The sequence below is a fragment of the Pseudoxanthomonas winnipegensis genome (genome assembly GCF_004283755.1).
GTDB lineage: Bacteria > Pseudomonadota > Gammaproteobacteria > Xanthomonadales > Xanthomonadaceae > Pseudoxanthomonas_A > Pseudoxanthomonas_A winnipegensis.
Genome location: NZ_SHMH01000010.1, coordinates 33,827 through 60,371 on the forward strand (window position 1 = coordinate 33,827; position 26,545 = coordinate 60,371).

The 26,545-nt window shown below is 70.7% G+C and carries 22 protein-coding genes; 12 read left to right on the forward strand and 10 right to left on the reverse strand.

All coding sequences use genetic code 11. From position 1 onward, the window contains the following. Positions 1-106 precede the first annotated feature (106 nt). On the forward strand, positions 107-1,429 hold the full coding sequence (locus EAT51_RS17770; protein ID WP_130516756.1) for a glycoside hydrolase family 2 TIM barrel-domain containing protein: 1,323 nt from the start codon (positions 107-109) through the stop codon (positions 1,427-1,429). Here the strand turns inward: EAT51_RS17770 and EAT51_RS17775 are convergent. From EAT51_RS17775 to gndA, 5 genes are all read right to left on the reverse strand, one after another. Further along, complete coding sequence (locus EAT51_RS17775; protein ID WP_130516758.1) at positions 1,413-1,847, reverse strand: VOC family protein; 435 nt, start codon at positions 1,845-1,847, stop codon at positions 1,413-1,415. The genes EAT51_RS17770 and EAT51_RS17775 overlap by 17 nt on opposite strands. Before the next feature lie 105 nt (positions 1,848-1,952). Next, positions 1,953-2,204 carry a hypothetical protein gene (locus tag EAT51_RS17780; protein ID WP_130516760.1) on the reverse strand — a complete coding sequence of 84 codons (252 nt, stop codon included), beginning with the start codon at positions 2,202-2,204 and terminating at the stop codon, positions 1,953-1,955. Positions 2,205-2,574: 370 nt separating this feature from the next. Further along, the gene (locus EAT51_RS17785) at positions 2,575-4,194 is read right to left on the reverse strand and encodes a sensor domain-containing diguanylate cyclase (RefSeq protein ID WP_165421953.1); all 1,620 of its coding nucleotides are present in this window, start codon (positions 4,192-4,194) and stop codon (positions 2,575-2,577) included. 122 nt (positions 4,195-4,316) lie between these two features. Continuing rightward, on the reverse strand, positions 4,317-5,219 hold the full coding sequence (locus tag EAT51_RS17790) for an endonuclease/exonuclease/phosphatase family protein (RefSeq protein WP_425478230.1): 903 nt from the start codon (positions 5,217-5,219) through the stop codon (positions 4,317-4,319). A 165-nt stretch (positions 5,220-5,384) separates the two neighbouring features. Beyond that, complete coding sequence (gene gndA, locus EAT51_RS17795; protein ID WP_130516766.1) at positions 5,385-6,797, reverse strand: NADP-dependent phosphogluconate dehydrogenase; 1,413 nt, start codon at positions 6,795-6,797, stop codon at positions 5,385-5,387. Positions 6,798-7,031: 234 nt separating this feature from the next. Here gndA and EAT51_RS17800 point away from each other — a divergent pair, with 234 nt between their 5' ends. The 4 genes from EAT51_RS17800 to EAT51_RS17815 all read left to right on the forward strand — a co-directional run bounded on the left by EAT51_RS17800 (position 7,032) and on the right by EAT51_RS17815 (position 12,623). Next, positions 7,032-7,340: a TFIIB-type zinc ribbon-containing protein gene (locus EAT51_RS17800; RefSeq protein WP_130516768.1), complete on the forward strand. Its 309-nt coding sequence runs from the start codon at positions 7,032-7,034 to the stop codon at positions 7,338-7,340. Positions 7,341-7,628: 288 nt separating this feature from the next. After that, a complete protein-coding gene (rpoH, locus tag EAT51_RS17805; protein WP_130516770.1) occupies positions 7,629-8,507 on the forward strand; it encodes an RNA polymerase sigma factor RpoH in 879 nt (292 codons plus the stop codon). A gap of 937 nt (positions 8,508-9,444) precedes the next feature. Next, on the forward strand, positions 9,445-11,688 hold the full coding sequence (locus EAT51_RS17810) for a TonB-dependent siderophore receptor (RefSeq protein WP_130561861.1): 2,244 nt from the start codon (positions 9,445-9,447) through the stop codon (positions 11,686-11,688). After that, positions 11,688-12,623: an alpha/beta hydrolase gene (locus tag EAT51_RS17815; protein ID WP_130516774.1), complete on the forward strand. Its 936-nt coding sequence runs from the start codon at positions 11,688-11,690 to the stop codon at positions 12,621-12,623. Before EAT51_RS17810 ends, EAT51_RS17815 begins: the two co-directional genes overlap by 1 nt. A 284-nt stretch (positions 12,624-12,907) precedes the next feature. Here EAT51_RS17815 and EAT51_RS17820 read toward each other — a convergent pair whose 3' ends face one another. Further along, positions 12,908-14,224, reverse strand: a complete 1,317-nt coding sequence (locus tag EAT51_RS17820) for an NAD(P)/FAD-dependent oxidoreductase (protein WP_130516776.1) — start codon at positions 14,222-14,224, stop codon at positions 12,908-12,910. Between the two features lie 268 nt (positions 14,225-14,492). Then, positions 14,493-16,670 (reverse strand): primosomal protein N', encoded by a 2,178-nt coding sequence (locus EAT51_RS17825; protein WP_130516778.1) that lies wholly within the window; start codon positions 16,668-16,670, stop codon positions 14,493-14,495. Between the two features lie 468 nt (positions 16,671-17,138). Here EAT51_RS17825 and EAT51_RS20360 point away from each other — a divergent pair, with 468 nt between their 5' ends. Next, complete coding sequence (locus tag EAT51_RS20360) at positions 17,139-18,167, forward strand: hypothetical protein (protein ID WP_130524426.1); 1,029 nt, start codon at positions 17,139-17,141, stop codon at positions 18,165-18,167. After that, the gene (locus EAT51_RS17835; RefSeq protein WP_130516779.1) at positions 18,154-18,771 is read left to right on the forward strand and encodes a DUF3106 domain-containing protein; all 618 of its coding nucleotides are present in this window, start codon (positions 18,154-18,156) and stop codon (positions 18,769-18,771) included. The genes EAT51_RS20360 and EAT51_RS17835 overlap by 14 nt, the downstream gene beginning before the upstream one ends. Positions 18,772-18,807: 36 nt before the next feature. Here the strand turns inward: EAT51_RS17835 and EAT51_RS17840 are convergent, their stop codons facing one another. Beyond that, positions 18,808-20,007 carry a DUF3667 domain-containing protein gene (locus tag EAT51_RS17840; protein WP_130516781.1) on the reverse strand — a complete coding sequence of 400 codons (1,200 nt, stop codon included), beginning with the start codon at positions 20,005-20,007 and terminating at the stop codon, positions 18,808-18,810. A gap of 106 nt (positions 20,008-20,113) precedes the next feature. On the opposite strand from EAT51_RS17840, the gene EAT51_RS17845 reads away from it, so the two are divergent. The 3 genes from EAT51_RS17845 to EAT51_RS17855 all read left to right on the forward strand — a co-directional run bounded on the left by EAT51_RS17845 (position 20,114) and on the right by EAT51_RS17855 (position 23,827). Then, positions 20,114-21,466 carry an MATE family efflux transporter gene (locus tag EAT51_RS17845; protein ID WP_130516783.1) on the forward strand — a complete coding sequence of 451 codons (1,353 nt, stop codon included), beginning with the start codon at positions 20,114-20,116 and terminating at the stop codon, positions 21,464-21,466. A 109-nt stretch (positions 21,467-21,575) separates the two neighbouring features. Next, a complete protein-coding gene (gene sppA / locus EAT51_RS17850; RefSeq protein ID WP_130516784.1) occupies positions 21,576-23,486 on the forward strand; it encodes a signal peptide peptidase SppA in 1,911 nt (636 codons plus the stop codon). Between the two features lie 11 nt (positions 23,487-23,497). Further along, entirely contained in the window at positions 23,498-23,827 is a 330-nt protein-coding gene (locus EAT51_RS17855; protein ID WP_130516786.1) for a DUF7709 family protein, read from the forward strand. 4 nt (positions 23,828-23,831) lie between these two features. Here the strand turns inward: EAT51_RS17855 and EAT51_RS17860 are convergent, their stop codons facing one another. Next, complete coding sequence (locus tag EAT51_RS17860; RefSeq protein WP_130561862.1) at positions 23,832-24,059, reverse strand: hypothetical protein; 228 nt, start codon at positions 24,057-24,059, stop codon at positions 23,832-23,834. 60 nt (positions 24,060-24,119) lie between these two features. On the opposite strand from EAT51_RS17860, the gene EAT51_RS17865 reads away from it, so the two are divergent. Next, positions 24,120-24,530: a GNAT family N-acetyltransferase gene (locus EAT51_RS17865; protein WP_130516790.1), complete on the forward strand. Its 411-nt coding sequence runs from the start codon at positions 24,120-24,122 to the stop codon at positions 24,528-24,530. A gap of 11 nt (positions 24,531-24,541) precedes the next feature. Further along, a complete protein-coding gene (locus tag EAT51_RS17870) occupies positions 24,542-25,321 on the forward strand; it encodes an SDR family oxidoreductase (RefSeq protein WP_130516792.1) in 780 nt (259 codons plus the stop codon). Positions 25,322-25,780: 459 nt separating this feature from the next. On the opposite strand, the gene EAT51_RS17875 is transcribed toward EAT51_RS17870, so the two are convergent. Continuing rightward, positions 25,781-26,545: a DUF2894 domain-containing protein gene (locus tag EAT51_RS17875; RefSeq protein WP_130516794.1), complete on the reverse strand. Its 765-nt coding sequence runs from the start codon at positions 26,543-26,545 to the stop codon at positions 25,781-25,783.

A 26,545-nucleotide genomic window follows, 5' to 3' on the forward strand; every position in this document is an offset into this window, starting at 1 on the left:
CGGTCGCCGCTTCGGCCCGCACCCGACGTGGCATCATCGCCATCCCCCACCGATTCGAATGCGCCCACGCCGCATGGCGTGCGGTGCCTGCACTGAGGAGCGGGGCATGCGGGTAGGCAGGGGGTGGGTGCTGGCGCTGTTGCTGGCGAGTGTGCCGCTGGCGCAGGCCCAGGCGCGGGCCGAACGGCCAGCGCAGGTGCGGATCGTCGAGCGTCCGGAAGGCTTCGTGCTGCTGGTGGACGGCCAACCGTTCTACGTCCGCGGCGCCGGCATGCGCGGCGACGCGCGCGAGCAGGATGCGCTGGCCGCGCGCGGCGGCAATGCCTTCCGCACCTGGCAGACCGGCGCCGACACCGCCCGGGTGAAGGCGATGCTGGACCACGCGCAGGCCAAGGGCCTGAAGGTGGCGATGGGCATCGAGGTCGCGCGCGAGCGGCATGGGTTCGATTACGACGACGCCGGCGCCGTGGAGGCACAACGCGCGCGCATCCGGGGCGAGGTGCTCGCCTGGAAAGACCATCCCGCCGTGCTGATGTGGGTGGTGGGCAACGAGCTGAACCTGGAATCGACCAACCCGCGCGTCTGGAACGCCGTGGGCGCGCTGGCCGACATGGTTCACCGGCTCGATCCGAATCATCCGGTCATGACCACGGTGGCGGGCCTGGACAAGCCGCTGGTTGATGCGATCAAGATGCGCGCGCCCGCGCTGGACCTGATCGGCATCCAGCTCTACGGCGACCTCGACCGGCTGCCGGAAAAGCTTCGCCAGAGCCAGTGGACCGGCCCTTACCTCGTCACCGAATGGGGACCGACCGGCCATTGGGAGAGCCCGCTCACCGCCTGGGGCGCGCCGATCGAGGACACGTCCACCGACAAGGCGCGGCTGCTGGCGCAGCGCTACCGCCAGGTCATCCAGGCGGACAAGCGCCAGGGGCTGGGGTCGTTCGTGTTCCTTTGGGGCCAGAAGCAGGAGCGCACGCCGACCTGGTACGGCCTGTTTCTGCCGGACGGCACGACCACGCCGGCAGTGGATATCTTGCAGTGGCTGTGGACCGGCCACTGGCCGCGCAATCGTGCGCCGTCGATCCAGGCGCCGACCATCGACGGGCAGGGCGCGCGTGCCAGCGTCACCCTGGCGCCGGGCAGCGCGCATACCGCGGCGGCGCCCGCGCAGGATCCCGATGGCGATGCCCTGGACTATCGCTGGACGGTCCTGCGCGAGAGCCAGGCCACCAGCGTCGGCGGCGATCCGGAAACCGTCCCCGCCCGGGTCGATGTGGCCATCAGCGACACGGCCAATGGCGCGATGCGCCTGGTCGCACCGCAGGCGCCCGGCAACTACCGGCTGTTCGTCGAGGTCCGCGATGGCCAGGGACACGCGGCCACCGCCAACCTGCCGTTCCGGGTCGAGCTCACTGCGGAAAAGTGATCCACACCGCCTCGGCGCTGCGTTCGGCCGGGCCGTGGAAGACCGCCTCGATGTTGTTGCCATCGGGGTCGAGGACGAAGGCCGCGTAGTAGTTGGGGTGGTAGGGCCGCAGCCCCGGCGCGCCGTGGTCGCGGCCGCCGTGGGCCAGGGCGACCTTGTGGAAGGCATCGACCATGGCCGCATCGCGCGCCTGGAAGGCCAGGTGATGGCGTCCGGTGAGTTCGCCGGTGGCCGCCGGGCTGTCGGCGCTGGAGACGAACAGCTCGTCCGCCCAGAAGAAGCCCGGCCCGGTGCCGCCGATGGGGATGCCCAGCGCGCCGAGCACGGCGCTGTAGAAGTCCTGGCTGGCATGCAGGTCGCGCACGACCAGATGCAGGTGGTCGATCAGGCGGCCGCGGAAGAGTTCCTGCGTTTCCATGGGAGCGCTCCGGCTGCGGTTGAAGTCGACCCAAGGTTTTAGCACTGCCACCGCGGCGGGCCCGTCACGCCGCTGACGGCCAGGACAGCACACGCCGCGTCGCGCTCATTCGTAGAACGCGTCGGATGCGTCGATCTCCAGCCCGTTGGCCTTGGCATAGGCGACCGCGGCGCGGCACGCGGCCAGTGCGACCGGATTGTCTTCCAGATGCGACACCGGCGCGCAGCGCATGGTCAGCAGGTCGGCGTCGTGGCACAGCGACGCCGTGCCATCGGCCGTCACGCAGATGGTGTCGTCGCCCGAGGTGACGAAGTACAGCCGTTCGGTATTGCGTCCATAGAGATGGAAAAAAGCCATTGCACTCTCCTTGTGTTGAGCGCTGGCGACCACGGTACAGACCGCGGCCGACCAGCCTGTTCAGGAATTCTCACGAACCTCGCCGGAGCCCGAACCGTCATCCAGACTTCACTCCGACGCGACATCATCATGCGACGTTGGCCGACGTTCGCGACAGAGGCGCTGAATCGCGTCCTACCCGCCGTTTTTGCGTCGGTCGCTTCCTCACCCCCGATCTACCCCTTCGGCACCGCCGCCAGCCGTCGCCATTCCGGCCAACGGGCCAGGCTCGGACGAGCACGCGACCCTCACGGCAACCCGCGACCGCCACCGCGCGGCTACCCGCCAGGTCAACCAAGGCACGCCGCCGTGGCCGCACAGGTGGCAGCGCCTAGCCGACGTCCGCCAGCGTCGCCCGATCGCGCCCGGCGCGCTTGGCGGCATACATGGCCGCGTCGGCGCGCTGCAGCAGGCCGCGCGTGTCGCGGTCCTGCGGCAGCAGCCCGGTGATGCCGGTGCTGAGCGTGACGCGCAGTCCGGGCAGTCCCAGATCCTGGGCGATCGCATCGAGCGGTTCGCGCAGCGCGTCGATGCGCCGCAGGGCGTGCGAGGGCTCGGCGTCGGGCAGCATGACCAGGAATTCCTCGCCGCCCATCCGCGCGACATAGTCCTGGCCACGGAACACCGCGCGCAGGGTCGCGGCCACGCGCTCCAGCACGCGGTCGCCCACGTCATGGCCGTAGCGGTCGTTGATGTCCTTGAAGTGGTCGATGTCCAGGAAGCAGACCGTCAGCAGCCGGCCCTCCTGCTGGGCGCCGGCGCGCGCCTGGGCCAGCCGTTCCAGCGCCGCCCCGCGGTTGGGCAGGCCGGTCAGCGCGTCGGTCTGCGCCAGCAGACGCATCTGGTCGCGCTGCTGGCGCAGGCGCAGGGTCAAGGCCATGCTGGCGGTCAGGCCGAGCCAGACGCCGGTCACCATCAGCGTCTCCACTTCCCACAGCGCCAGCAGGGCCGGTGCGAACAGCTCCAGTCCCATGGCAAGCACCAGCGGCGCCAGGCAGGCCAGCATGATCGCGCCGCCGGGGCGGCGATGGACCAGGGCCAGCACACCGCGCGCGGCCAGCACCACGCACAGCGCCACGAAGCCGATGCCGTCCAGCAGCCAGATGGTCCGCAGGGCCGCCTCCGGCAGCACCAGGACCACGGCCGACAGCAATAGGAACGTGGCCGACACCCAGCCGGCGAGCCGATACAGGCGGGGTGAGCGCATGCCCGAGCCGCGCAGCGTGCGCAGGGCCAGGCCGATCATCGCCGTGGGCAGGGCGGCGATCAGGCGCAGCGCCAGCGGCTCGTCCAGCGGCAGCCAGGGCCGCGGATAGGTCCACAGCCCCGACAGCAGCGCGATCCACAGCGCGAAGGTCACCGCGCCGATCGCCGCGGACAGGAAGGCACGCTCGCGCGTGGCGATGAAGGTGAGCAGGCAGGACAGCACCAACGACAGCACCACCGCCAGGCAGGCCACGCGCATCGAGAAGCGCAGCGTGTCCTGGCGCTGCACCACGGCCGGTTCGCCCAGCATCACGATCGGCCGCCACAGCGGCAGCGCCGCCTGGTCGAACTCGACCTCGATCGGCTGCAGGTTGCCGCGCGGCGGCACCAGCACCGTGCCCATGCCGGTGCGGAAGCGCGAGTCCAGCGTGCGCGCGTCCAGCGGCGTGCCGCAGCGCTCGCGCGCGCCGTGGCGGATCTCCACCTGGCCCTGGTAGATGTTCATCGCCAGCGCAGCCTGCGGCGTGCCCGGCCAGCCGCCGACGGGCGGCGCCAGCGGAATGCGCACATGGCCGGGGCGGTGCTGGTGGCGGCAGGGATCGATGTGTTCCTCGGCCAGCGCCGGCTGGCCGGACACCACGAAGGCCCGCGGCTGCGACGCCGGCGCGCATGCGGCCAGCCCGAGGACCAACAGCAGGACCAGGCACAGCAGCCGGGGAAGACGCGACGCCAGGTCGGAGGTCATGGGCTTGGCAATAAGCGCCGCCACGCGGCGGACGACCATGGTATCGGCTGGCGCCAGCCGATCTGCAGTCCGGCGTGCGATCCGTGTGCGAGCAGGCCCCGGTCAGGCCGGCAGGGCTTCGCTCAGGGCTTGGCGGCGGCCCGCGCCGGGAAGGCGAAGGTCGCCACCACCGGGAAGTGATCGGACGGATAGCGCGCGCCGTCGTGGTCGGTCAGCGTGGCCACCGTCAGCGGCTGCAGGCCGCGGTAGAGGATCCAGTCGATGCGCTTGTCCGGCGTGCCGGTGAAATCGTGGAAGGTCCGGTCCGGCCCGCTGCGCGAGGGTGCCGTTTCCCAGCTGTCGCGCAGCAGCGCAGTCAGGGTGGCGTGCGGCGCGGAGTCGAGCGTGGTGTTGAAGTCGCCGGTCAGCACGATCGGCTCGTCGGCCGGCAGCGCCTTGAGCCGCTGCGCGATCAGCTGCGCGCACTTCACCCGTGCTGCCTCGTCCTGGTCGCGGTAGGGGAAGTGGGTGTTGTAGAGCACGAAGGTGCGCCCATCGGCGATCCGCTCGAAGCGCGCCCAGGTCACCATGCGCGGCAGCGGGTGGCCCCAGCTGATGCTGCCCGGCACCTCCGGCGTATCGGACAGCCAGAAGTTGCCCGAATCCAGCACCTTGAGCGCGTCCTTGCGATAGAACACGCCCATGTGCTCGTCTTCGTCGCCGCCGCGCCGGCCCTGGCCGAACCAGGCGTACTGCGGCAGGCGCGCGGCCAGATCGTCGGCCTGGCGCTTGACCAGCTCCTGGGTGCCCATCACGTCCGGCGCCTGCTCGGTGACCACGCGCGCGAGCAGGTCGCGGCGGTTCTCCCAGCGGTTTTCGTTGGTGTCCGCCGGCGTGCGCACGTTGAAGCTCATCACCTTCAGCGTGGCCGGTGCGGCGGCGAAGGCCTGCGCCAGCGGCAGGCCGATGAGCAGCAGGAGCAGCATGCGCGCCTGGCGATGACGTGCGAGCAGCAGGCGGAAGGCGGGAGGCAGCAGACGGGACAGGGGCGTGGGACCGGGGCAGGCAGCGCGACGGGCGTCATGGTCCGGCAAACGCGCGCCGCGCGAAACGCGGCGAAAGTCGCAAGGCGAACGCCTACCTTCGGCGGGCCGTCCGCGATTTATTGAACTGCATCACACATTCGCCGGCCCGCCCCACCGGCGTGCCGATCACGCGCCCCAGCTGGCGTGGAAGCTACCCGGCGCATCGACGCGCTCGAAGGTGTGCGCGCCGAAGAAGTCGCGCTGGGCCTGGATCAGGTTGGCCGGCAGGCGCGCGCTGCGGTAGCCGTCGTAGTAGGCGATGGCCGAGGCGAAGCACGGCACCGGGATGCCGGCCTTGACCGCCGTGGCCACCACCTCGCGCAGCGCGCCCTGGTAGTCGGCGGCGATCTTCTGGAAATACGGCGCCAGCAGCAGGTTGGCCAGCTTGGCGTCGGCCGCGTAGGCGTCGGTGATCTTCTGCAGGAAGCGCGCGCGGATGATGCAGCCGGCGCGGAAGATGCTGGCGATCTGGCCGTACTGCAGTTCCCAGCCGTATTCGTCCGAGGCCGCGCGCATCTGCGCGAAGCCCTGCGCATAGGACACGATCTTGCTCAGGTACAGCGCCTTGCGCACCGCCTCGACGAAGGCCGCGCGATCGCCGTCGAACGCGGGCGCATCCGGCCCGGCCAGGATCCTGGCGGCGGCCACGCGCTCGTCCTTCAGCGCCGACAGCACGCGGGCGAACACCGACTCGGTGATCAACGGCAGCGGCGTGCCCAGGTCCAGCGCGCTCTGGCTGGTCCACTTGCCCGTGCCCTTCTGCGCGGCGCGGTCGAGCACCTTGTCGACCAGATCGCCCTCGCCGCGGTCGTCGCGCTTGCGCAGGATCGTGGCGGTGATCTCGATCAGGTAGCTGTTCAGCTCGCCCTGGTTCCACTGCGCGTAGGTGTCGGCCAGCTCGGCGTTGGACAGGCCGAGCACGTGCTTGAGCACGGCATAGCTCTCGGCGATCAGCTGCATGTCGCCGTACTCGATGCCGTTGTGGACCATCTTGACGTAGTGGCCTGCGCCGTCCGGGCCGATGTAGGCCACGCAGGGCGTGCCGTCCTCGGCCTTGGCGGCGATCTCGTTGAGAATCGGGGCGACCAGGTCGTAGGCGTCCTTCGGACCGCCGGGCATGATCGAGGGCCCCTTGAGCGCACCTTCCTCGCCGCCGGACACGCCGGTGCCGATGAAGTGCAGACCGGCCTGGGCCAGCTCCTCGTTGCGCCGACGCGTGTCCTGGAAGAAGGTGTTGCCGCCGTCGATCAGCACGTCGCCCTTGGCCAGCAGCGGCTTGAGTTCGGCGATGACCGCATCGGTGCCGGCGCCGGCCTTGACCATCAGCAGGATGCGGCGCGGGGTTTCCAGCGATTCGACGAACTCGGCCAGCGTATAGCTCGGCACCAGGCCGGCATCCGGATGTTCGGCCATCACCTCGTCGGTCTTCTCGCGGCTGCGGTTGAAGATCGAGACCTTGTGCCCGCGGCTGGCGATGTTCAACGCCAGGTTGCGGCCCATGACCGCCATGCCGACCACGCCAATGGGTTGCTTGCTCATATGCGCTCCGATTGCCTGGACGGCACTGCAGGAAGGGGGCGCGCATGATAACGAGCGCGTCAGGCGATGCATGTCTGCACCGTGCCACGCGCGCGCAACCGCGGTGTCCGCCGAAGCCAAACCGACCGCGCGCTGTCGCGGCGGTGACCATGCGGACAGACCAGGGCCGGTTTCAGCACGGCTTCAATCCGGCCCGCACAGGCTCCAGGTCCCTCTCCCTAGCCGATGCCCACCATGGACTGCCCCGTCTGCAAGACCACCGCGCTGATGATGTCCGAACGTCAACGCATCGAGATCGACTACTGCCCGCAGTGCCGCGGGATCTGGCTGGACCGGGGCGAGCTGGACAAGCTGATCGACCGGGCCAGCCCGGAGCCGCCCGCGCGCCAGGTCGCCGCGCCGCCTCCGCCGCCGGCCGTCGCCTACGGAGCGCGTGCCTACCCGCGGCATGACCACGATCGCCGCCACCCCGACACAGGCCACGACGGCTATGGTCGCAAGCGCAAGAAGGAGAGCTTTCTCTCCGACCTGTTCGACTTCTGAAGCCGTTTCCAGCCTCGCGCGTCCCGCCCTCGACGTTGGCATGAGGCGAAGCGGCCTGCCGGCCTCTTGAACGGCGCGCTGACGGACCGCATGTCATGCTCTGGCAGCGTCGCGAATGCTGTTGGATGCGCTAAGTGGTTGATTGCCAAGGACGTGGCGGCGAATGTGAACGGATTTCCAAAAATGAATGCAATGCAACAGATGTCGCGATAATTGTTCCCTTGGTAGAACGAAGGGAACCATCCCGCGCCTTAGCAGTCCAATCCCCACATTGCTAAAATCGCTGCCATGACTCAGACCTCCGCTGCCACCGCCCTGGTGGCCAACAACCTCCCGATTCCCAGCCCGCTTGGCTCGCTGGACGCCTATATCGGCGCCGTGCACCAGATTCCGGTGCTCACGGTCGACGAGGAGCAGGCGCTGGCCCACCGTTTCCGCGACGAGGACGACCTCGACGCCGCGCGCGAGCTGGTGCACTCGCACCTGCGCTTCGTCGTGCACGTCGCCCGCGGCTACAGCGGCTACGGCCTGCCGCTGGGCGACCTGATCCAGGAAGGCAACATCGGCCTGATGAAGGCCGTCAAGCGCTTCGACCCGGACATGGGCGTGCGTCTGGTGTCCTTCGCGGTGCACTGGATCCGTGCCGAGATGCACGAGTTCATCCTCAAGAACTGGCGCATCGTCAAGGTCGCCACGACCAAGGCGCAGCGCAAGCTGTTCTTCAACCTGCGCAAGTCCAAGACCCGCCTGGGCTGGATGAATGCGGCCGAAGTCAGCGCCGTGGCCAAGGACCTCAACGTCTCCGAGCGCGAAGTGGTGGAGATGGAGTCGCGCCTGTCCGGTCGTGACATCGGCTTCGATGCCCCGTCCGACGAGGACGACGATCACGCTCCGCCGTCGCCGGCCGCCTATCTGATGGCCAACGAAGAAGATCCCTCGCAGGCCTACGAGCGCGCCGACAGCGAGGACAACCAGCTCGAGCTGCTGCGCGAAGGCATGGCCAACCTCGACCAGCGCTCGCGCGACATCATCGCCCGCCGCTGGCTGGACGCGGACGCCAAGGTGACGCTGCAGGAGCTGGCCGACGAGTACGGCGTCTCGGCCGAGCGCATCCGCCAGATCGAAGCCAACGCGCTGAAGAAGATGAAGGCGCTGTTTACCGCCTGATCGAGACCAACGCCTCGATGATCGAAGAGCCCCGCTCCTGGCGGGGCTTTTTTTGTGGTGCTTCGCCGAATCGGGCTCGCTCGGTGATTGAGGGTGCTGACTTCGGGTGGGCAGTGGTCCGGCGGGCGGCGTCCGCTTATCCCTCAATCAGGGCATCCTGCCCTGATTCGGGCGCTCGGCCTCCTGCCTCGCTAGGCGCGGCCACCGCCCGCCGGCCCGCTGCCTCGCGCGTTGAGTCATGGGCTTCGATTCAAAGGCGTTGCGCAAGCGCTTTGCACCCTTCCTTTCGCCGTAGGCGAAGGGGAGGGCCGGGGTGAGGTGCTTTTGCTCTTCGCTTCTGTGGCTTGCCCGGGAAAGCCCCGGACCCCCCCCCATCCCTCCCCTGCGCTACGCGCAAGGGAGGGGGACTCAAGTCGATGCCTTCCCGTCACTGATCGCACCCTGCCCCCCCTCCCTTTCACCGTAGGCGAAGGGGAGGGCCGGGGAGGGGTGCTGTTGCTCTTGCTTCGGCGGCTTGACCGGTAAAGCCTTAAGCCCTCCCTCTCAAGCGCTAGCCGCGATTTCGAGCTCCCCTGCGCTGTGCGCAAGGGAGGGGTTCTCGAACGACCGTGCAAACTGCTATCGGACGGGTCGAGGCTGGTCGGCGGAGTAAGTGCATCGGCTGCGCGACAAGCCGAAGGACTCTCTTGTTGTGTCTGCGGGCGGCGCCCAGGCAAGGGCGCTGCAGTCGGCCCTGACAATCGTGTAATCGCAATTTCAAGATTCATTCTCATTTGCTAAGCTGCCGCGCATCCGGTCGCCGCCGCGCGCGGCGACACGCGAAGTCCGTCCTCGTCCTCCACATGCCCGCCTCGCGGGCGTGATCGGTGGTGTGCGGCTTTGCCAGATTCGCCCCAGCCGTCGCCAGGGCATCACCCCCTGACCGAGGCTGTTCTAGATGACTCCTGCTGCGCGTCGCACGCTCCGTGCGCCTGTTACACGTCCCCTGCGCCTGGCCCTGCTGGCCGCGCTGGCCAGTTCCCTGCCTGCCCATGCGCAGCAGGCCGAGACCGACCAGGACGCCGACACCACCCTAGACACGCTGCACGTCACCGCCGAGCAGATCGCCAAGCAGGCGCTGGGCACCTCGATCATCACGCGCGAGGACATCGAGCGCCGGCCGCCGGCCAACGACCTGTCCGACCTGCTGCGGACCATGCCGGGCGTCAACCTGACCGGCAACAGCGCCTCGGGCGCCTACGGCAACAACCGCCAGATCGACCTGCGCGGCATGGGGCCGGAGAATACGCTGATCCTGATCGACGGCCGCCGCGTGAGCGCGCGCGATTCGGTGCGGATGGGTGTGGCCGGCGAACGCAACAGCCGCGGCGATACCAACTGGGTGCCGGCCGAGGCGGTCGAGCGCATCGAAGTGCTGCGCGGCCCGGCCGCGGCGCGCTACGGCTCCGGTGCGGCCGGCGGCGTGGTCAACATCATCACCAAGCGTCCCACCGGCGACCTGTCGGGCAGCATGACGCTCTACGGCCTGGTGCCCGAGCACAGCGACGAGGGCGGCAGCCAGCGCGCCGGGTTCACCCTGAGCGGACCGCTGGCGCGCGATCTGTCCTTCCGCCTGTACGGCAACCTCAACAAGACCGATGCCGATGCGCCGGACATCAACAGCGCGCATTCCCGCAGCGGCGTCGCCGCCGCCGGCCGCGAGGGCGTGCGCAACAAGGACATCAACGGCCTGCTGCGCTGGGACGCCAGCGACGCGCAGGTGGTCGAGGTGGAGTCCGGCTACAGCCGCCAGGGCAACATCTTCGCCGGCGAATATCTCAACAACTCCAACGCCACCGTGGTCAGCAAGGTCGGCGACGAGACCAATGTGATGACCCGCCGCGATGCGGCGCTGACCCATCGCGGCAAGTGGGACTTCGGCACCTCGCGCCTGACGGTGTCCTATGCGCAGACCGACAACGACCGCATCGCCGAAGGCCTGGCCGGCGGACCGGAGGGTTCGCTGTCGACCACGCCGGTGTGGACCCGTTCGACCCTGCGCGACGTCGCCGCCGACGGCGAGATCAACGTGCCGACCCTGCTCGGCGGCGTGGACAACATCTGGACGGTGGGATTCGAGTACCGCAAGAGCCGGCTGGACGATCCGTACTCGGTCTCGCAGACGGCCCCCGGTGTGGTCGGCATCGACCCGAGCGGCCGCAACGGCAAGACCGACGAGCAGGTCAGTGCGGTGTTCGTCGAGGACAACCTCTACGCCACCGAGCGGCTGACCCTGACGCCTGGCCTGCGCTTCGATCACCACAGCGCGTTCGGCAACGAACTCAGCCCCAGCCTCAACGTGCAGTACAGGCTGGCGCCGGACTGGCTGATCAAGGGCGGCGTGGCGCGCGCGTTCAAGGCGCCCAACCTGTATCAGGCCAACCCGAATTACCTCTACTACACGCGCGGCAACGGCTGCCCGAGCTACTACGTCGGCGTCGGCACCGGCGGCTGCTACATCCAGGGCAGCGCGGACCTGGATCCGGAGACCAGCATCAACAAGGAGATCGGCATCGAGTGGCTACCCGACACCGGCTACCACGCCTCGCTGACCTACTTCCATAACGACTACGACAACAAGATCGTGGCCGGCTACAGCGACTACTACCAGACGCCGGGCCGGGCCTTCGTCTATCAGTGGGTCAATGCCTCCAAGGCGCTGGTGCAGGGCGTGGAGGGCAATCTGAAGCTGCCGCTGCTCGGCGATCGCGGCCAGACGCTGAGCTGGGACACCAACCTGACCTGGATGATCGACAACAAGAACGAGGCCACCGGCCAGCCGCTGTCGGTGATCCCCAAGTACACGCTCAACTCGACCCTGGACTGGCGCGCGACCCAGCGCCTGTCCTTCGCGCTGATGGCCACCTTCTACGGCAAGCAGGAGCAGGCGCGGCTGGACCGCAACAACGAGGCGATCTGCGGCGCGGCCGGGCTGCCGGTGTGCGACTCGCTCGGCGCCTACCAGCTGTGGAGCACCAGCCTGCGTTACCGGATCACGCGCGATGTCAGCCTTGGCCTGGGCGTGAACAACCTGGCCGACAAGCGCATCTTCCGCGAAGGCAGCCGCGCCAGCAGCGCCGGCGCGCAGACCTATAACGAGCCCGGTCGCGCGTACTGGGCCAGCCTGAGGTTCGGCTTCTGATGCGCGCGCTCGCTTCCTGCCTTGGCGGCCTGCTGCTGCTCATGTTCGCTGCCGCGCCGGCGCGGGCCCAGCCCGATCTGAGCCGCACCACCGGGCCGACGCTGGCCGACACCGGTTCGCGCGCGTACGCCTTCCATGTGCTCAGGTTCGTCTCGGCCGATGGTCAGCGCCATTACCGCGTGCGCGTGGCCGTGCCGAAGACGCCAGCGCCGGCCGGCGGCTTCCCCGCGCTGTATCTGCTCGACGGCAACGCGGCGCTGATGGAGCTGGACGAGGCCGCGCTCGAGCGACAACGGGCCGGCGGGCATGCGCCGGTGCTGGTGTTCATCGCCACCGACAACGACCTGCGCATCGACAGCGCCGCGCGTTCCTACGACTACACGCCGACGCCGGCCGATGGCGCGCAGGAGGACGCGCTGGGCCGGCGCAGCGGCGGCGCCGATGCGTTCCTTGCGCTGATCGTCGATCGGGTACGCCCGGCCGTGGCCCGGCTGGTGGCACTGGACCCGGCACGGCAGACGCTGTGGGGACATTCCTACGGCGGGCTGTTCGCGCTGCATGCGCTGTTCACCCGGCCGCAGGCCTTCGACCGCTATGTCGCGGTGGACGCCTCGCTGTGGTGGGGCAGCGGCCAGATCCTCCAGGAAGCCGCGCGCTTCCAGGCTAAGGCACTGCCGGCGCCGGCCGCGCTGCTGATGCTCAACGGTCGCGGCGCGCAGGAACGCGCTGCGCCGCGGGCCGCCGATGCGGCGCGCAGCCAGGCGATGCAGGCGGCGCGGATGCATCTGCCCGCCGATGCGCCGGACACGCTGGCCGCGCAGCTGCGCAAGGTGCCCGGGCTCACGGTGGAGCAGAAGATCCTGCCGGGGCTCTCGCATGGGCAGACGCTGGGCGCCTCGCTGCAGCAGGCGATGGATTTCGCTGGCGCGCCGTAGGGAGGGTGCGCCACTTCCAGCGCGCGTCGTTCCCGCAGAGGCGGGGATAGGGTGCGTGATCGCGTCGCGTCCCGGCTTCAGCCGACGCCCGCAAGCCGCACAGAACTCAACGTCGTCGTTCCCGCGAACGCGGGAACCCAGCGCCTTGGGGGCTTGCTGAGCGAACGTCCATGGGTTCCCGCTTTCGCGAGAACGACGGTAGGTTGGGGAAACGACGTTAGGTGGGTTCTTGCCGCGGCGTTGATGACACGCATCGGCCCGCGCGAAGCGGGCCGATGCGCGGCTCAGTCCGCCGCGCGCTTCGGTTCCGGCGCGAGGTCCTGCACGGCGTGGTCGGGCACGGTCTCGCGCGGGGCCTGGCCGAAGATGATGCGGGCCGCGCGCTGGTAGCTCCAGTACGCCATGGCCCAGTTGACCAGCACCACGAAGCGGTTGCGGAAGCCGATCAGGAAGTACACGTGCGCGGCCAGCCAGAACCACCAGGCCAGCGGCCCGGACAGCTTGAACCGGCCCACGTGCACGATCGCCGCCATGCGGCCGATCGTGGCGAGGTTGCCATAGTCGCTGTACTTGAACGGCGTCACCGGCTTGCCGGCCAGGCGCAGGCGCAGGCTCTTGGCGATGTAGCGGCCCATCTGCTTGGCCGCCGGCGCCACGCCGGGCACGGGCTTGCCATCGGCCTGGGTGACGGCGGCCAGGTCGCCGCCGACGAAGATGTCCGGGTGGCCCGGCACGCTCAGGTCCGGCCGCACCAGCACGCGTCCGGCGCGGTCCAGCGGCACGCCCAGACTGCGCGCCAGCGGCGAGGCGGCCACGCCGGCGGCCCACACTACCGTGCGTGCGGCGAAGGTCTGCCCGCCCAGCGTGTAGCCGTGTTCGTCGATGTGGGTCACCGGCGCGCCGGTGCAGACCTCCACGCCCAGCTTCTCCAGCTGCGCGCGCGCCTTGTCGGTGAGGTCCTCGGGAAAGGATGGCAGCACGCGCGGGCCGGCCTCGATCAGGCGCACCCGCGCCTGGGTCGGATCGATATGGCGGAACTCGTGCTTGAGCGTGTGCCGGGCGATCTCGGCCAGGGTGCCGGCCAGTTCGACCCCGGTCGGGCCGCCGCCGACGATGGCGAAGTGCAGCCAGGCCGCGCGCTTGGCGGGGTCGGGCTCGGCCTCGGCGCGTTCGAAGGCCACCAGCATCTCGCGGCGCAGGCGCAGGGCGTCGTCCAGCGTCTTCAGGCCCGGCGCGTGTTCGGCCCAGGCATCGTTGCCGAAGTAGGCATGGCCGGCGCCGGTGGCCAGCACCAGTGTGTCGTAGCGCAGGCTGGTGCCGTCGGCCAGCTCGATGGTGTGCGCGTCGGGCAGCAGGCGGGTGACCTCGCCCAGCTGCACCTCGACATTGCGCTGGTCGCGCAGGATGTGGCGCAGCGGCGCGGCGATGTCCGGCGCGGACAGGCCGGCGGTGGCCACCTGGTACAGCAGCGGCTGGAACAGGTGGTGGTTGTGGCGGTCGATCAGGGTGATGCGCACCGGTGCGTCGTCGAGCGCGCGCGCGGCCCACAGGCCGGCGAACCCGCCGCCGACGATGACCAGATGGTGTGTTGAAACAGACATGAGCAACAGACTTGGAAACGGGGGGAGAGACGGGCGCCCGTGAGGCACCGCACGCCCCATCCTGTCACAGCCGGGTCGGCCTGGCGCTGAAGTCAATTCAACTTCTTGCTAATACGGCGCCGGATACGCCGCCAGAGGCGGCGCGATCACCAGGCCTCACAACAACCCTCCCCACCGTCATTCCCGCGAAAGCGGGAATCCAGGGACTTTCGCCCCGAGCGCCGGAAACCCCGACGTCCCGCCGCGCAACCCAACGCCACCGCCCCGCTCAATACAGATCCGTCGGATCCACATCCAGCGACCAGCGCACGCGCCGGGCCTCGGGCAGCGCCTCGACCTGCGCCAGCGCCGCCTGCAGCGCCGCGTGCAGGCGCGGGCGCTGGGCCGAGGAGAGCAGCAGCTGCATGCGCTGGAAGCCGGCCCGCCGCGGCATCGGCGCCGGCATCGGGCCGTGCAGCTCCAGGCCGGCATCGGCCTGCGCCAGCGCCGCGCGCACCGCGCGCAGGAAGGCCTGGACATGCTCGATCTGCTTGGCCTCGGCGCGGAACATCGCCAGGTGCGCGAACGGCGGGAAGCCGGCCTCCTCGCGCTGGGCCAGCTCGGCCTGGGCGAAGGCGCGATAGCCGCCGGACAGCAGCGTCTCCAGCAGCGGATGGCCGGGATGGTGGGTCTGCAGCCACACCTGGCCGGGGCGCGCGGCGCGCCCGGCGCGGCCGGCGACCTGGATCAGCAGCTGGGCGAGCTTCTCGCCGGCGCGGAAGTCGGCCGAGAACAGGCCCTCGTCCACGCCGACCACCACCACCAGCGTCAGCAGCGGCAGGTCGTGCCCCTTGGCCAGGATCTGCGTGCCGACCAGGATGCCGGGCCCGTCGCCGAGCGTGGCGAAGGCCCGCTCCAGCGCATCCTTGCGCTGGGTCGTGGAGCGGTCGATGCGCAGCACCGGCACCTGGGAAAAGGTATCGGCCAGCAGTTCCTCCAGCCGCTCGGTGCCCACGCCCTGCGGCTGCAGCGCCAGCCCGCCGCAGTCCGGGCAGGCCAGCGGCGCGCTCTGGCGATGGCCGCAGTGGTGGCACTGCAGGCGGCGGCCGGCGGCGTGCACCGTCATCGGCGCGTCGCAGCGATGGCAGTGCGCACTCCAGCCGCAGTCGTGGCACAGCAGCACCGGCGCGTAGCCGCGGCGGTTCTTGAACACCAGTACCTGGCCGCCGGCCTGCAGCTGCGCGGCGATGGCCGCCAGCGTGTCGGGCGACAGGCCCGCGGCCAGCGGGCGCTTGCGCACGTCGACCACGCGCACGCTGGGCGCCTTGGCCGCGCCGGCGCGCGTGGACAGGCGCAGATGCGCGTAGCGGCCGGCCTGGGCGTTGTGCAGGGTCTCCAGCGAGGGCGTGGCGCTGCCCAGCACCACCGGCACGTCCAGCGCCTTGCCGCGCACCAGGGCGAAGTCGCGGGCGTGGTAGCGGATGCCGTCCAGCTGCTTGTAGCTGCCGTCGTGCTCCTCGTCGATGACGATCAGCCCGGCCTCGGGCAGCGGCACGAACACCGCCGAGCGCGTGCCCACCACGACGCGGGCCTCGCCCCGCAGGCAGGCGGCCCAGGTCAGCGCGCGTTCGCCGTCGGCCAGGCCCGAATGCAGCGCGTACACCTCCACGCCCAGCCGCGCGCGGAAGCGCGCCAGCGTCTGCGGGGTCAGGCCGATCTCCGGCACCAGCACCAGCGCCTGCCGGCCGCGCGCCAGGCAGGCGGCGATGGCGTGCAGATAGACCTCGGTCTTGCCCGAGCCGGTCACGCCCTCCAGCAGGATCGGGGCGAAGCCCTGCGCGGGGATCGCGGCCACCGCCGCCTGCTGTTCGTCATTGAGCACCGGGCCGGGCTGGGGATCGCGCGCGCGGCTGCGCGGCGGCTGGGCGACACGCTCGGCCAGACCGCGCTGCTGCAAACTGCGGGCGGCGGTGCGCCAGCCGGGGTGGAGGTCGTCGAGCTGCCATTCGGCAAGGCCTTCGCCGCGCAGGCGCTCGGCCAGCAGACGCGGCTGGCTGCCGGCGCGCAGGCGGTCCAGCGCGGTCATGCCGGCCTCGGTCAGGCGCCAGCCCCAGGCCTCGCGCACCGGCAGCGGCTCGCCGTGGCGCAGGGGGCCGGGCAGGGCGGTGGACAGCACCTCGCCCAGCGGCGCGTGGGTATAGCCCGCCAGCCACTGCAGCGAGCGCGCCAGCTCGCCGACCAGCAGCGGAGCCGGATCCAGCACGGCCAGCGCGGTGCGCAGCTCGCCCGGGGCGGCGCCGGCGGTGACCACCTCGACCACCACGCCGACCAGTTCGCGATTGCCGAACGGCACCCGCACCCGCCGGCCGACATCGTCCTGGCCGACGGCGTGGCCGGGGGGCGGCAGGTAGTCGAAGGCCTGCCGCAGGGGAACGGGCAGGGCGACACGGAGCAACGGGGCGGACATCGCGGGCAAGTGTAGGGCACCGGTCACATCGCACCTCCGGTTGTGCAGTTGCGGCAGGAACCTGTCTGCCAGGTGACGAAACCCACGCAACTGGCCGACACACATGGGAAAACCGCCTTATCCACACCGCCTGTGGATAAGGCTGTGCATCACGCCGCTGCTCCACGCCAAATCAGCCGTCTTTTCTGGGCGGGCGTCATATTGGTGAAAAAAACGCCAAGGCCAATTAGTCAATTAAAATCAATCACTTGAGCGTGGAACAGGCGAAAAGTGGGCCGTTGTGGAGGCGGCCCAAGAGCCCGGATGACGCCGCTTCGGATGCTGTGCACAACCATCGATTCGTCAAGCCCCGAAGAATCCCGGGAAATTTGAATGTTTGGCCAATGTCAAGGGTTTTGTTGACGAACCCAACCGGACCGTCGCCGCCTATCATGCGTATGTCACACGCCGCCGCCGACCGATCCTGACTTGAATACGCCCGCCGATGTCCCCGCCGCGCTCTCAGCCTTCCTGCGCGGCGTCGAACGCCGCGGCATCGTCCTGGCCGAGCTGCAGTGCGGCCGCCGCGAGACCGGCGAGATCGCCATGGCCGCGGCCCTGCGCGCCTTCGGCCAGTACGCCAGCGAGCAGCCGATGGCCGAGTGGCCGCGCGGCTTCTGGTCGCTGCTGGCCTCGGCCCCGCCGCTGCGCCAGGCCCATCCCGAGGCGCGCTGGCCGCAGGAGATGGACTGGCTGGCCGACCTCTCCGACAGCGACCGTCTGGCCCTGCTGCTGCGCCTGGCCGCCGGCCTGGACGAGGACGACGCGGCCGCCGTCATGGGGATCAACCAGGTCGGCTATCGCGGCGCGCTGACCCGCGCCTGCCCGCGCGACGAGGCCGGCCAGCCCGACGCGGCCGCCTGGCGCGCGCTGGCCGAGGCGATCCAGCAGCATCTGCGCGCGCTCTCGCCCGAGCGCCTGGCCCATCTGAGCCGGCTGCGCGAGGCCCTGGCGCCGGACGTGCCCGAGCCGGCGCCGGCGCCGGCCAGCGTGGCGCCCGAGCCGGTCCGGAAGCCATCCCCGTCGCCCGCACCGCGCCGCCCCCGTTCGTCGGCCGCAAGGCGCCCCTTCCCGTGGCGCCAGGTGCTGATCGCCGCCGCCGTCCTGCTGGTATTGGCCGCCATCGCCGGCGGCTGGTGGTACCTGCACCAGGGCCGGCTCGCCGCACCGGCGACCGTCGGCGCCCAGGGTGGCGGGGACGGCGCCCAGCCGCTGCGCGACGAGGCCCAGGTGCAGGTCGAACCGCTGTCGCGCGATGACGAGGCCGACAAGCGCTTCAGCCAGGCCGAGGCGGTGCTGACCCATCCGGATTTCGACGCGCTGATGGACCCGCAAGGGCTGGCGCTGGCGCAGCGGGCCGGGTTCCTGGCCTGGTACGCGGCCGCGCCGCAGGACCGTCAGCGCGAGGCCGCCGAGGCCATGAACGCCCCTGCGGAGGCTCGCGATGCGGCGCAGTAAGCCCCTCGTGGCCCTGGCCGTGGCGGCCGTGCTGGGCCTGGCGACCTCGGTGCTGCTGGCCCAGGCGAGCGACGAGCAGGCGCTCACGCCGGCGATCCAGGCCGCGCGCGCTGCGCGCCTGGCGGCGCTGAGCACGCCGGCGCGGCACGCCTTCGCCGACCGCATGGTCGCCTGGGACCGTCTGCCGCCGCTGGAGCGCGCCAGGCGCCGGGCCGAGTACGCCGACTGGCTGGCCCTGGACCCGGCCACCCGCAGCCGGCTGCAGCAGGCCGCCGCGACCCTGGCCACGCTGCCGCCGGCGCAGCAGCAGGCGCTGCTGACCCGGTTCGGGCAACTGGACCAGAGCGAGCAGGCCGGTTGGCGCCTCGGCCCCGACATCGGCGCCGACTTCGCCCGCCTGCAGCCGCTGCTGGCCTACATGCCGCAGGCGGAGATCGCGCCGATGCGCGCGGTGCTGCGCCAGCTGACCGCGCCGCAGCGCGCCGACCTGGCCGTGCTGGCCCAGCGCACGCCGCCGCAGGACCGCGATGCCCTGCGCCAGGCGCTCATCGCCGCCGACCCCGCCGGCCGCGGTCAGTGGCTGCAGGAACGGCTGCGCCACTAAAGCGGCGCGCCCTGCCTCCGTGATGGATGGCAGGCCTCAGTGGGTGATGCTGGAGAACATCGGCACCAGCGAGAACATGCCCACCAGGATGAAATACAGCACGCCGATCACCCCGTACTTGAGCGTGGTCAGCCACCACGCTTCGCCGTAGACGCGGCGCTGGGTCAGCCACAGATAGACCGGCAGCCACAGCGCCAGCAGCACGCGCAGCACGCCCAGGGTCCGCGCCAGCCAGCCGGCGCTGGCGGGCAGGGCGTCGCCGATCAGCATCAGCGCGAACATCGCCAGCAGCGCGAGCACCAGGAAGGCGTGGCTGTAGAGGCCGACCACCAGATGCTCCAGATAGCCGCGTCCGCTGCCCAGGTAGCACAGCTTCAGCAGCAGCGCGAAGGCCGGCACCAGCACGAACAGCGCACTGGGGATCGCGGCCAGGAAGACGTGCACGAACTCGCCCGGATCGTCGCTGTAGCGCTGCAGATTGAGCCGGGCGCGCTCGACCTTGGCATTGAGCCAGCGGTTGGCGAAGCCGGGCAGGGCGTCGATGTGGATCTGTTCGTTCGTGGTGCGGCTGGCCGGCTTAGGTGCTTCGGGCTCGCGGGTGCTTTGCGCGTGCTCCGCTGCGCCTGCCTCGGGCGCGAGCGTGGCCGGCTGGCTCGGGTCGAGCTGATGCAGGCGCGCCTGCGCATCGGCGCGCAGCTTGCGTTCGCCCATGGTCATGGCCCGGGCGGCGATGGAGTCGGCGGCGACCTGGGTCTTGGCTTCGCGCAGGGCGGCGAGCTTCTCGTCGCGGCTGGCCTCCACCGCCGCGACCGTGGTCTGCGCGCCGAACTGGCCCGGATCGGCGATCAGTTCGGGCCGCTCCCAGGCGCCGTCCTGCACGCCGCGCAGCATCGAGCCGATCTCCTTGCCGCCGTCCACATGCACTGCGTACTGGGCCACGAAGAAGGTCAGCACGCTCAGCACCACGAACAGCCGCAGCGGCGGCACATACGGCGCGCGGTGGCCGCGCAGGAAGCGCACCGGCAAACGCCCCGGGACGATCAGCTCGCGCAGCGTGCGCACGATGCGCCCGTCCAGGTGCCAGAACGACTCGAACACCTCCTCCACCGCATGGCCGAAGCTGCGCAGCGGGTTGTGCGCCGGCTGGCCGCAGGCATGGCAGTAATGGCCGGCAAGCGGGGTGGCGCAGTTGTCGCATGCGGCGGACGTGGCGTGTCCGCCGGGTGGTGTGGTCATCGAAGCGGCGCCCCTTTCCCCAAGGTCGGCCGGTAAGATAGCGGCCCTTCCCGGCCCGATGCCAGCGCCCATCCCGCGCGCGATCGCAGCCGCTGTGCGTGTTTCCATGTCCGCCCCTTCCTTGCCCGCGCCGGGCCTTGCGCACGAGATGCGCAGCACCGGCCGCCTGGCGCTGCCGCTGGTCATCGGCCATGTCTCGGCCGGCCTGGTCGGCTTTGTCGACAACGTCATCGCCGGTCACCACGGCACCGCCACCCTGGCCGCCGTCACCACCGGCACCGCGCTGATGTGGCTGCCGCTGATGGTGCCGATCGGCACGCTGGTGGCGCTGGCCGCATCGGTGTCGCACCACGACGGCGCCGGCGAGCACGACCGCATCGGCCCGCTGTTCCGCCAGGCGCTGTGGCTGGCGGCGGGGCTGGGGCTGGCGATGTTCGTGTTCCTGAGCCTGATCCCGCATGCGCTGGCGCCGATGGGCATCGCGCCGGAGATCGTCCCGGGCGCGCGCGACTTCCTGCACGGCATCCGCTGGGGCATGCCGGCGATGGCCGCCTACCTGTGCATGCGCAACCTGAGCGAGGGCATGCACTGGACGCTGCCGACGATGGTGCTGGGCTTCGGCGGGCTGTTCCTGCTGGCGCCGCTGGGCTACGGGCTGGCCTTCGGCGCCTGGGGCCTGCCGGAACTGGGCGCCGGCGGGCTGGGCATCGCCTCGGCGGTGATGATGTGGGCGCAGGCGCTGCTGTTCCTCGCCTATCTGGCGCGCTCCAGGCGCTTCGCACCGCTGGGGCTGTTCGCGCGTTTCGAACCGCCGCGCTGGGCGCAGATCGCCCCGCTGCTGCGCACCGGCCTGCCGATCGGGGTGACGGTGCTGATGGAGGGCGGGCTGTTCATCAGCACCGCGCTGCTGATCGCGCGCCTGGGCGCGGTGCCGGCGGCGGCGCACCAGATCGCGATCAACCTCTCGGCGATCTGCTTCATGGTGCCGATGGCGCTGGCCGAGGCGACCACGGTGCGCGTGGGCCATGCGCTGGGCCGGCGCGACGCGCACGGCGTGCGCCGCGCGGTGCGCGCCGGCTACGCCATCGTGCTGGGCACGCAGACCTGTTCGGCGCTGGTGCTGGCGCTGTTCCACAACCAGATCGTGGGCATCTATACCGACGATCTGGCCGTGGCCGCGCTGGCCGGCAGCCTGCTGGTGCTGGCGGCGATCTTCCAGTTCCCCGACGGCATCCAGGTGATGTCGGCCGGCGCGCTGCGCGGGCTCAAGGACACGCGCGTGCCGATGTTGCTGGCGGCGCTGGCCTACTGGGGCGTCGGCATGCCGGCGGGCGCCACGCTGGGCCTGGGGCTGGGCTACGGTCCGCGCGGGATGTGGGTCGGCCTGACCATCGGCCTGACCGCCGCGGCGGTGATGATGGCCCTGCGCCTGCGCCGGAGCACCGCGCGCCTGGCCTGAAGGCGGGGCCGGCCGGCTGAACAGCCGTGCCGTGACGTGTGGGGCATGCCGCGGCGGCGCGGCTGCGACTAAGCTGATGCACCGTTTGTCGAACGAGCCCCCAGCGCCCATGAACCAACCCGTCCGCCGCGATCCGATCAGCCGATTCTTCATCGGCCTGTGGGACGTGATGAATTTCACCCGACGGCTGATCTTCAACCTGGTCTTCTTCGGCCTGCTGTTCCTGATCGGGGTGCTGGTGATCGTGGCCCTGGCCAAGGGTGGTGGTCCCAAGCCGCTGCAGGACCGCACCACCCTGGTGATCGCCCCCGACGCGGCGCTGGTGGAGCAGTACTCGTCCGACCCGGCCAGCCGTGCGCTGTCCAAGGCCTTCGGCCAGGCCGGCGGCGAGGTGCAGCTGCGCGACCTGCTGCGCGCGCTGGAGGTGGCCAAGACCGACCGCAGGATCGAGCGGGTCTTCGTCGATTTCGACAAGCTGCGGGCCAGCGGCTATGCCTCGCTGCGCGAGGTCGCCGCCGCGCTGGCCGACCTGCGCGCCTCGGGCAAGCAGATCCTGGCTTTCAGCGAGAACATGAGCCAAGGCCAGTACCTGCTGGCCGCGCAGGCCAACGAGGTCTATCTGGACCCGATGGGCAGCGTGGAGATCACCGGCCTGGGCCGCTACCGCCAGTACTTCCGCGAAGGCCTGCAGGACAAGCTGGGCGTGGACGTGCACCTGTTCCGCGTGGGCGAGTACAAGTCCGCCGCCGAGCCCTACATCCTGGACGCGGCCTCGCCCGACGCCAAGGAAGCCGACCTGTTCTGGATGAACGATGTGTGGGGCCGCTACCTGGCCGACGTCGGCAAGGCGCGCAAGCTCTCGCCCGAGGCGGTGAGCGCCGGGGTGACCAACCTGCCGGCCGAGGTGACCGCCACCGGCGGCGACCTGGCCAAGGTCGCCCTGCAGCAGAAGCTGGTCGACGGGCTGAAGACCTGGCAGGACGTGCAGCAGCTGCTGATCGAACGCGGCGTGGCTGACGAGGACGACGCCGACAAGTCCGGCCTGGGCTTCCGCCACGTCACGCTGGAGCAGTACCTGGCGCAGCTGCCCGCCAAGCCGGCCGCGCTGGACGAGCGCCCGCAGGTGGCCGTGGTGGTGGCCTCCGGCGAGATCAGCTCCGGCGATCAGCCGGCCGGCCGCATCGGCGGGGAGAGCACCTCGGCCCTGCTGCGCACCGCGCGCGAGGACGACAAGGTCAAGGCCGTGGTGCTGCGTGTGGATTCGCCCGGCGGCGAGGTGTTCGCCTCCGAGCAGATCCGCCGCGAGGTGGTCGCGCTGCAGGCCGCCGGCAAGCCGGTGGTGGTGTCGATGGGCGACCTGGCCGCCTCGGGCGGCTACTGGATCAGCATGAACGCCGACCGCATCTATGCCGATCCCTCGACCATCAGCGGCTCGATCGGCATCTTCGGCCTGGTGCCCAACTTCACCCGGGCGCTGGGCAAGATCGGCGTGCATACCGATGGCGTGGGCACCACGCCCTTCGCCGGCGCGTTCGACCCGACCAAGCCGATGGATCCGCAGGTGAGCCAGATGATCCAGTCGGTCATCAACAAGGGCTATGCCGACTTCACCGGCCGCGTGGCCGCCGCGCGCCACAAGAGCGTCGAGCAGATCGACCAGATCGCCCGTGGCCGCGTGTGGACCGGCCAGCAGGCCATGGAGCGCGGCCTGGTCGATCAGATGGGCGGGCTGAAGGACGCCATCGCCGATGCCGCCGCGCGCGCCAAGCTGGGCGCGGCCGACAAGTACCGGGTGCAGTACGTGGAGAAGGAGCTGTCGCCGTTCGAGCAGTTCCTGGCCAACGCGGCCGGCAGCCCGATGGGTCAGGCGCTGGTGGGTCGTTCGGACCTCGCCCAGAGCCTGCTGATCAAGGCCGCCCCGCACACCGCCGAGCAGCTGAAGTTCGTGCAGGACGCGCTGGAGCGCAAGCCCGGCGGCAAGCCGGTCAGCGAGCTGGCGTACTGCTTCTGCGGGCTGTGAAAGGAGATGCCATGAAGACGACCGATTTCGACAGCCGGGACCTTGCCCAGGCCAATCACCGGATCGTGGCGGAGGGAGAATCCCTTCCCAGCGTCCGCCTCAAGGACGGCAGCCGCGTCCAGACCGGCACCGTGGGCGCGATGCTGCAGAACGTCGTGCGCTACAACGCCGGCGAGCGCGGCGAGGTCGAGCGGGAACTGGAGCTGGCGGTGCCCACGCTGATCAAGGTGGGGTTGTTCGACCTGTTCACGCCCGAGGAATGGATCGCCGGCGACAACCCCGGCCGTCGCCTGCTGGGCGAGTGGGCGCTGCAGGCGCTGCAGCGCGCCGAACAGGGCTGACGCGTCACTGGCCTTCGGCGGCCTCGATCTGCTTGTCCTGCGCGTCCTTGGTCTGCTGCAGCTGGCCCTCGACGGCCTTGGCCTTGTCCAGCGGCCGGTGCAGGGCCTGGACCGCGGCGGTGCTCTGCGGCGTGGGCGGTTTGTCCGGCTGCGGCGCGGCCGGCGGGCTGCAGGCCGCGAGCGCGCCCAGGCAGGCGGCGCACAGCAAGCGAAGGCAAGGGGATGCGGACATGGCGGCTGCCTCGCGAGGGATGCGTGGCTATCCTACGCCGACGCCATCGCCGAGCGCGCCATGCCCCCTCGCTACACGCTGATCGAAGCCGTCCCGACCGTCGCGGTCTACCGCGCGCTGCGCGTCGGCGCGGGGCTGAGCGCGAAGACCGAAGAAGCTGCTGCGAAGGGGCTGCCCCAGTCCTGCTTCGCCGTGCAGGTGCTGTGCGACGGCCAGCCGGTGGGCATGGGGCGCGTGATCGGCGACGGCGGCTGCTTCTACCAGGTCGTCGACATCGCCGTGCTGCCGGCGCATCAGGGACAGGGCCTGGGTAAACGCATCATGGCCGCGATCGCCGACTACTTGCGCCTGCAGGTGCCGGCCAGTGCCTATGTCAGTCTGATTGCCGACGGCCAGGCGCATCGGCTGTATGCGCAGTTCGGGTTCGCACCGACCGCGCCGGCTTCGATCGGCATGGCCCTGGTGCGCTGAAGGAGAACGCGATGTCCCATCCCCACCGCTGGCGCCTGGACGGACAGCTCGCCCTGGTGACCGGCGCCAGCGCCGGCATCGGCCTGGCCGCCGCGGCCGAACTGCTCGCGCTCGGCGCCGACGTGCTGCTGGTCGCACGCGACGCCGATGCGCTGGAGGCGGCGCGCGACGAGCTCACCGATGCCCACCCGGAGCGGATGATCGAGGGCTTCGCCGCCGACGTGGCCGACGACGAGGAGCGGCGCGCGCTGCTGGACTGGGTCGAGGACCAGGGCGAGGGCCTGCACATCCTGGTCAACGCCGTCGGCGCCGGGGCCAACGGCAGCCTGCTGGATCTGGACGAAGCGACCTGGCGGGCGGTGTTCGAGACCGGGCTGTTCTCCGCGTTCGAGCTGTGCCGCTATGCGCAGCCGCTGCTGGCGCGGCACCCGGCCAGCAGCATCGTCAATGTGGGCGCGGCCAGCGGCCTGCGCGCGGTGCGCGGCGCCACGGTCGAGGGCATGGCCAAGGCCGCGCTGCACCAGATGACGCGCAGCCTGGCGGTGGAATGGGCGCAGGACGGCATCCGCGTCAACGCGGTCGCACCCTGGGCCATCCGCACACCCCGCACCGCCGCGCGCCTGGCCTCGCCGGCGCAGCACGAGCGCGTGCTGGCGCGCACGCCCCTGCAGCGCCTGGGTGAAGCGGAGGAGGTGGCCGGCGCGATCGCCTTCCTGTGCCTGCCGACGGCGGCCTATATCACCGGCGTCTGCCTGGACGTCGACGGCGGCTTCGGCTGCAGCGGCTTCTAACCGCCCCCGCGAATCCCGACGTTCGCAGCGCTCGGCCCCCTCCCTTGCGAAGCAGGGGAGGCCGAAGTCGCGGCTAGCGACTGAGGGGGAGGGGTTGGCTGTTGTCGTTGCTTTTGCCTAAAGCAAGAAGCAACAGCAAGAGCACCCCTCCCCAACCCTCCCCTTCGCTTCGCGAAAGGGAGGGGGCAGGAGCCAAAGCCCAAGAGGCACTCAGGCAGAAGCTGGCGCAGGCAGTGGCCGATCAGCGCAAAAGTCAGTCGAGACAAAAGCCTGGAGTTGAGCCGGCAGGCAAACCATTCCGTTCGCGCGAATCCGCCCCCTCCCTTGCGAAGCAGGGGAGGGCTGGGGAGGGGTTGGCTTTTGATGTTGCTGTTGCTTTTGCTTGCAACAAGAAGCAACAGCAAAAGCACCCCACCCCAGCCCTCCCCTTCGCTGCGCGAAAGGGAGGGGGCAAAGGCGTTATGCGGGCTTTTTGCGGGTGCGGCTGCGCGAGGGTTTGGAGGGCTTGGCGCCGCTGGGGAGGCGGGGGGCGTCGGCCTCGGGGTCGGTGCCGCCCTGCAGCTGGGCCATCCACGACAGCGCATCGACGTAGCCGAGGACGTGCTGCAGATAGCCTGGCGCGGTGTCGTGCATCAGCGTCAGGGCGCGGTGCACCAGCAGGTGCGAGTTGAGCGGGCCCGAATCTTCCGGCGCCGGCTCCAGCGACTGGCGCAGCTGGCGCGCCGTGCGCACCTCTTCCCACAGGCGCTGGAACTCGTCCAGCGCCGGCAGCTGCGGATAGGACGCCGCGGCAGGCCGCATTGCCCCCGTGGCCTCACGCGCGGTGGGTGCGTGTGCCCGCGACTGGCCTGGCTGGCGACGGCGGTGATCCTGCGCGGACGTCGGGCCGGAGGGCGCAAGCGGAGCGGGTGCGGCATGCGCCTCGTCGCGCGCGTCGAATCGCTGCTGCGCGCCGGCATGCAAGGCATCGAGCAGTTCGGCCAGCGGGCTGGCCACGCTCACGGCCTGGCGGGACGTTCTGCGCTTGCGCGCCCGGGCCTGCTCGACGCGGGTGCGGTACTCGTCCAGCAGCGCAGCCAGGCGCGCTTCCAGCAATGCACGGGTCGCGCCGGTCTGCGCCTGGGTGCGTGCGGCCAGGGCGTCGAGCAGGGCGAAGCGCACCGGGTCGATGCGGTCGGCGCCCTGCGCGCGCCAGCGTTCCAGTTGGCCCAGCGCCGCCTGCAC

Excerpts from the sequence above, each read along its gene's own strand:
- EAT51_RS17770 (WP_130516756.1), top strand. The coding sequence starts at position 107 with ATGCGGGTAGGCAGGGGGTGGGTGCTGGCGCTGTTGCTGGCGAGTGTG.
- EAT51_RS17775 (WP_130516758.1), bottom strand. The coding sequence starts at position 1,847 with ATGGAAACGCAGGAACTCTTCCGCGGCCGCCTGATCGACCACCTGCAT.
- EAT51_RS17780 (WP_130516760.1), bottom strand. The coding sequence starts at position 2,204 with ATGGCTTTTTTCCATCTCTATGGACGCAATACCGAACGGCTGTACTTC.
- EAT51_RS17785 (WP_165421953.1), bottom strand. The coding sequence starts at position 4,194 with ATGACCTCCGACCTGGCGTCGCGTCTTCCCCGGCTGCTGTGCCTGGTC.
- gndA (WP_130516766.1), bottom strand. The coding sequence starts at position 6,797 with ATGAGCAAGCAACCCATTGGCGTGGTCGGCATGGCGGTCATGGGCCGC.
- EAT51_RS17800 (WP_130516768.1), top strand. The coding sequence starts at position 7,032 with ATGGACTGCCCCGTCTGCAAGACCACCGCGCTGATGATGTCCGAACGT.
- rpoH (WP_130516770.1), top strand. The coding sequence starts at position 7,629 with ATGACTCAGACCTCCGCTGCCACCGCCCTGGTGGCCAACAACCTCCCG.
- EAT51_RS17810 (WP_130561861.1), top strand. The coding sequence starts at position 9,445 with ATGACTCCTGCTGCGCGTCGCACGCTCCGTGCGCCTGTTACACGTCCC.
- EAT51_RS17815 (WP_130516774.1), top strand. The coding sequence starts at position 11,688 with ATGCGCGCGCTCGCTTCCTGCCTTGGCGGCCTGCTGCTGCTCATGTTC.
- EAT51_RS17820 (WP_130516776.1), bottom strand. The coding sequence starts at position 14,224 with ATGTCTGTTTCAACACACCATCTGGTCATCGTCGGCGGCGGGTTCGCC.
- EAT51_RS17825 (WP_130516778.1), bottom strand. The coding sequence starts at position 16,670 with ATGTCCGCCCCGTTGCTCCGTGTCGCCCTGCCCGTTCCCCTGCGGCAG.
- EAT51_RS17835 (WP_130516779.1), top strand. The coding sequence starts at position 18,154 with ATGCGGCGCAGTAAGCCCCTCGTGGCCCTGGCCGTGGCGGCCGTGCTG.
- EAT51_RS17840 (WP_130516781.1), bottom strand. The coding sequence starts at position 20,007 with ATGACCACACCACCCGGCGGACACGCCACGTCCGCCGCATGCGACAAC.
- EAT51_RS17845 (WP_130516783.1), top strand. The coding sequence starts at position 20,114 with ATGTCCGCCCCTTCCTTGCCCGCGCCGGGCCTTGCGCACGAGATGCGC.
- sppA (WP_130516784.1), top strand. The coding sequence starts at position 21,576 with ATGAACCAACCCGTCCGCCGCGATCCGATCAGCCGATTCTTCATCGGC.
- EAT51_RS17855 (WP_130516786.1), top strand. The coding sequence starts at position 23,498 with ATGAAGACGACCGATTTCGACAGCCGGGACCTTGCCCAGGCCAATCAC.
- EAT51_RS17860 (WP_130561862.1), bottom strand. The coding sequence starts at position 24,059 with ATGTCCGCATCCCCTTGCCTTCGCTTGCTGTGCGCCGCCTGCCTGGGC.
- EAT51_RS17865 (WP_130516790.1), top strand. The coding sequence starts at position 24,120 with ATGCCCCCTCGCTACACGCTGATCGAAGCCGTCCCGACCGTCGCGGTC.
- EAT51_RS17870 (WP_130516792.1), top strand. The coding sequence starts at position 24,542 with ATGTCCCATCCCCACCGCTGGCGCCTGGACGGACAGCTCGCCCTGGTG.